Raw genomic sequence first — 6185 nt, 5'->3', positions numbered from 1 at the left:
CCGCCGGTGACCGTGGGACCGGGCTGATCTCCGTCAATCCACGCCGACCGTTTAGCACAAGGCCACCCGCTGCCCACCAAGACGCGACCGCCGGCCGCGAACGCCCGACCCACTCGGAAAGGCTCCCCGGCGAACCCAACCCGGCCGCCCTCCCGCTCCGCCGTTGCCGGCGCCTTTCCCGCCAAGCAACACCCACCTCTCGCCGGGAAACCCAAGGCTCCCGGCCGCCGGTGACCGTGGACCCGGGCCCACCTCCACCGGCCCACGCCGACCGTTTAGCACAAAGCCACCCGCCGCCGACCAAGGCGCGACCGCAGGCCGCGAAACGCCCCGCCACTCAGCCCCACCACTCAGCCCCAGCCCCAGCCCCCAACCGAGCCCACGCAGTCGGCGAAGCAAAGTCACCACGCCCGCCGCCATGATCCACGGCACGCACGGCGGCGCCATCTCCTCCGATCCAAGAAGCGTGACCAAGGCCGATCGGCGTGCGTGGTCCGCCTGTTACGCCGGCTGCCAGAGTTCGATGCGGTTGCCCTCGGGGTCCGTTACCCAGCCGAAGCGGCCGACGCCTTCCATGTCCTGGATCTCGTCGGCTACGTCGGCGCCCTTGGCGCGGAGCTGCGCAAGCATGGCGTCCAGGTCGCGGACGCGGAAGTTGAGCATGGTCTGTTGGGAACGGGAAGCGAAGTAGTCGGTGTCGGCCTCGAAGGGCGCAAAGACCGTGAGTCCCGCTTCCTGGTGCCATACGCCGTGCTCGTCCGCATCCAGGCCGAGGAAATCCCGGTACCAGGCGCCCAACGCAGCCGGGGTCGAAGCGCGAATGAAGTATCCACCGATTCCGAGCACGCGTTCCATGCCGTGATTTTGCCAGGCGGCAGCCCGGCCGGGACCCGGACACGCAGACTGCCGGAACGGCTCGCCCGGGACTGCGGACCCCGCGCCACGGAAGCCGGGCGCCGCCCGCGCGTTCGCACCCTCCGGCGACTCGGCCCGACACCCGGACACAGGCCGGCTTCCGCCGCCTCCCCCGCCGTCACCCGCCGTGGGTCCGCAACGCCGGTGCTGCGGACCCACGGGGTGTTCCGGCGCGGAGGCCGTCGGGACGGGGCCTAGCGAGTGAGGGTCCGGACCGTGTAGGTGCCGCCGGAAGGGGGGTTTTCGACGGGAGCGTCGCCGCGCACGGTGGGGGGCTTTTGGAGTTGGGCGGCGGTGGTCTTGGGGCCGCCGGGGCTGCCCAGGCGTACCTCGCCGCGCTTGATCGCGTCGGCCGCGTTGGTCTTCGGCGCTGCCGGGGGGCTGCTGGGGGCGGTGGAGAGGTTCAACGCGGGGACCCACTCGTTGTTCGAGCCGACCCAGGCGCCGCGCCACGCGGAGCCGTCCCATCCATAGGCGGCCGTGAACGTGGCGTGCCAGAGGTTCCCACCGCAGCGGTAGTGGCTTTCGATCCCGACACGGAAGGCGGAGCCGCCGTTTCGGGCCGGGCCTTCCGTGGCGCAGGTGAACCAGACGTTACCGGGCGCATCGTAGGCAAGTAAGTGCTTCTCGACCGACAATACGCCCGTGGGCCTGTTCACGAGCGTGCAGGTGCCGTTGCTGTTTCGCTTGTAGCCGTACGTATATCCCGAAGAGAACGCGTCGGCGTTGGTTATCGATTCACCGCCGACGCACATGTTGGAGTTCGTGTAGGTCAATGCGAACTGTGAGGCGGCCGTGGCTTGGCCGGTGAATCCGAAAGCCAGGCCGGCTGCGGCGGCCGTGACTCCCGCACAGCGGGCGATCCTGCGACGCTTCATGTGTGCTCCTCCGTCATGGCCGGTACGGCTGGGGCGGAAGCGCGCTCGGGCAACACCGGTGGGGGATTGCCTGGACGTACTCGGCACGCCCGGGCAATCCCCCCTCCCTGAGCCGGCTGATCACCGCACGGAATCCTCGGTTGCCGCCCGATTCCCGTGCCCCGCGCCCCCTTTCTCATGGCGCCTGTCCACCCTCTCCCGGCCGGAACACCTTGGTCATCCGCGTTCGGCGCAGCGTTCGTCCGCATTGCGCGCACACCGCCGGCGGGTTCGACGATCGTGACCGGCCCGCTCGGTTCGCCTGCCGGGCGACCGGGGCGGGGCTATCGGCCCGGGCCTCGCGTATGCGGCCGGACTTCGTGCGGCAGGACCCCGTAGACGCTGCGGAACGCGCGGCTGAAGTCGCCGGGACGCAGCCCCCAGCGGGCGGCGGTCTCGCCGATCGTGCGGTGCCGCAGCGCCGGGTCGGCCAGGTTGGCGTGGCAACGTTCCAGACGGCGCCGCCGGATCGATGCGGCCACCGATTCCGGTTCGTCGCGGAAGAGTTCGTGCAGGCTCCGTACGGAGATGTGGTGGTGCGCGGCAATCGCGGCCGGCCCCAGTTCGGAATCGGCCAGGTGGCGGTCGATGAACGCGTGGACGCGTGCCAGCAGTGCAGCCCTGCGGGTGGCGTGAGGCAGGGCGTCGTGGGTGTCGAGGCCGGAGGCAACGACGGTCGCCGCGAGGTCGACGCCGATGGCCGCCATGCGAGCCAGGTCGCCGGGGGCGCTACCGTGCGCGGCTTCGGGAAGTTGTGCGAGGTAGGAGGCGAGGAGGCGGCCCGGCCCGGCGCGAGTCGAAAGGGGTTCGCCAAGCAGCCTGTCGGCGCTCCTGCCGGCCGGCGGGCGCGACGCGCGCGGTAGGCGGATCAGCGTCAGCCGGGACCGGCGACCGACGTCGACGAAGTCGACGTCCAGCGGATGAGAAGTGGAGAACAGTGTCATCCCGCCTGCCTCCAGGCACGCGGTACGGCGTTCCTGCGTCAACCGGATCGGGCCGCCGCGCACCAGCACCAGGTAGTAGCACTCGGGGTCGTACCGGCGGATCTGCACGGCGGAACGGCGGGCCGTCATCGGCGAGAAACCGAAGGCGGCCACCTGGCCGTCCGGCGTCTCCACGGCCTGGGCGTCGCCGCGGAACCGCGCCGTGTAAGCGCTGTCGATGGACACCGCCATGACGTGACGGCCGACCAACTCGGCCCACCAGCCGAACCGTTCCGGTTCCGGAATCGCGTCGGTACTCATCACCGACAGCCCCGTCGGACCAGGCCCCTGTTGTAACGCTCCCCCACCGACGAACATCCCGCGATCATCCCGAACCAACCGCACGCCCGGAAGAGTGTTGTGAACCACACCCACACCCCGACACACACTCGGAACGGGCCGGCCGCGACGACACCGTGACACCGATGCGCCGGAAGCAAACGTGAGGTGTCCTCGCGAAGCCATGCGCCACACGCACCCCCGGGCTGCTCCCGGCCGGACGGCGGGCGCGCGCTCGGAACGCAACACCCGTACGTCGCGACGTAGTCGGCGCCAAAGGCGCGGGCCGGCCCGATCTCCCGGTGCGGGGGACCGGGAGCATCACGATCTCCTTTGCCTTCCGCTACATCGGCTGAACGGACCCGGCAGCACCGCGGCTCCGGCTGGTCGGGACGGGGTTGTCCGGGTCGTCCAGCCATGGCTGTTCGGTGCCGTCCGGGTGGGCGGTGAGGCCGTAGCGGTGGAAGTCGGGGCGGCCCTGGTCGTGCCACCAGCGCCAGGCGGTTTCGAGTTCGGTCCACAGGCGACGTGGGCCGGATTGGGCGACTTCGAAGGTGTCGGCGCCGGGGATGTAGTCGGTGGTCGCCCAGCTCGTGACGTCCGTGTCGAAGAGCCGGAAGCGGTAGGGCTCGTCGCCGCTGGTTCCACCGTCGGTGATGTCCGGGAAGATGTCGGGGACTTGCACGCCGATGGCGAACATCGCGATCCAGTCGCCGACATCGTCGGGCGACAGCGTGGTCGAGGAACGTTCTGCGGCGGCGGGCCACGGGTTGGCCAGGTAGCGCGACCGTGGCGGCTCGACTTTGCGTTCCTGGCGCATGCGCATGAACGCCGAGGACGAGACGAAGTGGCCCGCTGCCGAGCCGTTTCGGCTTCGTCACCCGGTACGGGCGCCGTTGGTGCGGAGTGCGGATCTCCGCTTACCCGGTTCCGGGCCTCCCGCGGTCCCTCACTGGACCAGGTCGACGTGCGGGTGGCCTCCGCTCGCCGGGCAGGCGTACAACTGGAGGTGATTGGCGTCCAGCACGGTGATCTCGGGCGGATTGCACCAACTGTCCTCGGACACGCCGGAAACCCTGTCCTCGTACGGGATCCAACTCGTGCTGTCGGGGTGCCATTCGGACGAAGCGATGGTCAGCAGCGGCGTCATTGCCGTACCGCAGGCCACACAGAACCGCGGCATGGGGTCGGTGAGTCCCCAGGGGGCCCAGCCGCCGATCTTCCAACCGGGAGCGTGGGACATCGCGTTGTCATAGATCTCCTGCGGGTAGGCGTCGTCGACCACGATGCCCGCCGCCCGCCAGTGCGCGGGGTCCGTGATCTGCTGCTTCGACTCCTCGGGGAGTTCCAGGAAATCGGGGTACTCGGTGACCTGCTCCGGCGCGAGCACGCACGGCTCGGGCACGTAGAGGTCCTCGTCCGCGTCGAACGGCTCGGGCGGCGCGGCCAACACGTCGGTGACATCCGCGGCGGTCCGCCAGGACAACTCGATCGGAATGCTCGAGTCCGGCGCGTGCTCCGAAGGGCACCACAGAACCTGCAGCAGGTCGGTCCGCCCGGGCGGCCGCAGCAGGGGTATGTCCCGCGCATACAACTGGGCCACGGGCACCAGGGGGTGGAGGCCGTCATGCTCGATGCGGCAGTACCGCCAGGGTTCCTGTGCGGGCCACAGCAGGGGTCCGCCGATCGAGCTGTCGTGCACCGTGGGAGACCCGGGACGCGGGTGCAACCGGACCGCCGGGCGGGCCAGCGGAGCCAGCGCGGGGAAGACCGCGGCGATGTCGACCGGCCGCGGCGGGGTGGTACGTACGCCAATCATGGCGATGATCTTGTCAACACTCTCCGACAGCGGGCTGCCGACCTGCCCGGCCAGGCTGTTGTCCCGCCACGTGCACAGGAACTCGTACACCGCCTGGTCATCGGGTTCCAAGTGCCGGAACGGCCGCATGGTCGGCCGCGAAAGCGGTGTCCTTGGCCGGTGTTTCACCCGCTCCTCGGCACACATCCGCCCACCCTCTCCACGCTTGCCGGGTTCCGGCATCGGCGAGCGCAATCACCCCGCAACACCCCTTCAACGGCAGGGACTCACCACGACGCTTCGGCGTGGGAACGGCCGCGCCGCGCCACCGGAATCCGCCGGGGCCGAACTCAACGCCGACACCGACCATGACCATGATCACGGTCACGACCCGTGACCGCCCCTCTCCCCCACCCGACCCCACCACTCCCCCGCCAACCGCCCCGGCCACCCTCGAGCCGCCCCGATCGCAAGATCATCCCAATGTCCCGATTCGGTGTTCGACGAAACGGCGCGTAAGCTCCTCGTCCGCCTGCCGTTCGCGCCCCGTCCCGCGATCGAACCGGCGGGCGTGGCGCTGAGCTGGGCACTTCCCGCCCCCGCCCACTGATAGGCGATCACGATCAATGGTTGAGCCATTGCTTATTTCATCTATCAATTCTCCTGTGACATCGTGATCAACGTACGTCCGACCGGGATGGTGAACCTGCCTTCCCGGCCCTTCGCGGAGGAGATTCAGTGCTTACTGTCGGTAACCAGTTCCCCGAGTACGACCTCACCGGCGTTGTGTCGCTGGAAGCGGACAAGGCTTTCGAGCAGATCACCAACAAGTCCTACGACGGCAAGTGGCGCGTCGTCTTCTTCTGGCCGAAGGACTTCACCTTCGTGTGTCCGACCGAGATCGCCGCGTTCGGCCGTCTCAACGAGGACTTCCAGGACCGTGACGCGCAGCTCCTCGGCGTATCCGTGGACTCCGAGTTCGTGCACCTGGCCTGGCGCAAGGACCACCCGGACCTGACCGACCTGCCGTTCCCGATGCTCTCCGACCTCAAGCGCGAGCTGTCCTCGGCCGCCGGTGTGCTCAACGCCGACGGTGTCGCGGACCGCGCGGTCTTCATCATCGACCCGAACAACGAGATCCAGTTCGTCATGGTCACCGCCGGCTCGGTGGGCCGCAACCCCGACGAGGTGCTGCGGGTCCTGGACGCGCTGCAGACCGACGAGCTGTGCCCGTGCAACTGGCAGAAGGGCGGCGAGACCCTCGACGCCGCCAAGCTGATGGACGCCTGATCC

Annotated in this window: 6 protein-coding genes; 1 reads left to right on the top strand and 5 read right to left on the bottom strand. The window is 69.5% G+C overall.

The window, feature by feature from the left end; all coding sequences use genetic code 11:
* Positions 1 to 501 precede the first annotated feature (501 nt).
* The 5 genes from ABZ374_RS17790 to ABZ374_RS17770 all read right to left on the bottom strand — a co-directional run bounded on the left by ABZ374_RS17790 (position 502) and on the right by ABZ374_RS17770 (position 4913).
* Positions 502 to 855, bottom strand: a complete 354-nt coding sequence (locus tag ABZ374_RS17790) for a VOC family protein (protein ID WP_360311920.1) — start codon at positions 853 to 855, stop codon at positions 502 to 504.
* Positions 856 to 1109: 254 nt separating this feature from the next.
* Positions 1110 to 1793, bottom strand: a complete 684-nt coding sequence (locus tag ABZ374_RS17785) for a hypothetical protein (RefSeq protein ID WP_360311918.1) — start codon at positions 1791 to 1793, stop codon at positions 1110 to 1112.
* Between the two features lie 323 nt (positions 1794 to 2116).
* On the bottom strand, positions 2117 to 3076 hold the full coding sequence (locus ABZ374_RS17780; RefSeq protein ID WP_360311916.1) for a helix-turn-helix domain-containing protein: 960 nt from the start codon (positions 3074 to 3076) through the stop codon (positions 2117 to 2119).
* 361 nt (positions 3077 to 3437) lie between these two features.
* Complete coding sequence (locus ABZ374_RS17775; protein ID WP_360311914.1) at positions 3438 to 3914, bottom strand: hypothetical protein; 477 nt, start codon at positions 3912 to 3914, stop codon at positions 3438 to 3440.
* A gap of 129 nt (positions 3915 to 4043) precedes the next feature.
* Complete coding sequence (locus ABZ374_RS17770; RefSeq protein WP_360311930.1) at positions 4044 to 4913, bottom strand: hypothetical protein; 870 nt, start codon at positions 4911 to 4913, stop codon at positions 4044 to 4046.
* Positions 4914 to 5630: 717 nt separating this feature from the next.
* Here ABZ374_RS17770 and ABZ374_RS17765 point away from each other — a divergent pair.
* A complete protein-coding gene (locus ABZ374_RS17765) occupies positions 5631 to 6182 on the top strand; it encodes a peroxiredoxin (RefSeq protein WP_078976832.1) in 552 nt (183 codons plus the stop codon).
* Positions 6183 to 6185: the final 3 nt, after the last annotated feature.

It is taken from the genome of Embleya sp. NPDC005971 (assembly GCF_040629175.1).
Classification (GTDB): domain Bacteria; phylum Actinomycetota; class Actinomycetes; order Streptomycetales; family Streptomycetaceae; genus Embleya.
Note: the sequence above shows the minus strand (reverse complement) of the source record. Positions and strands in the feature narration are given on the sequence as shown.

Excerpts from the sequence above, each read along its gene's own strand:
- ABZ374_RS17790 (WP_360311920.1), bottom strand. The coding sequence starts at position 855 with ATGGAACGCGTGCTCGGAATCGGTGGATACTTCATTCGCGCTTCGACC.
- ABZ374_RS17785 (WP_360311918.1), bottom strand. The coding sequence starts at position 1,793 with ATGAAGCGTCGCAGGATCGCCCGCTGTGCGGGAGTCACGGCCGCCGCA.
- ABZ374_RS17780 (WP_360311916.1), bottom strand. The coding sequence starts at position 3,076 with ATGAGTACCGACGCGATTCCGGAACCGGAACGGTTCGGCTGGTGGGCC.
- ABZ374_RS17775 (WP_360311914.1), bottom strand. The coding sequence starts at position 3,914 with ATGCGCCAGGAACGCAAAGTCGAGCCGCCACGGTCGCGCTACCTGGCC.
- ABZ374_RS17770 (WP_360311930.1), bottom strand. The coding sequence starts at position 4,913 with ATGATTGGCGTACGTACCACCCCGCCGCGGCCGGTCGACATCGCCGCG.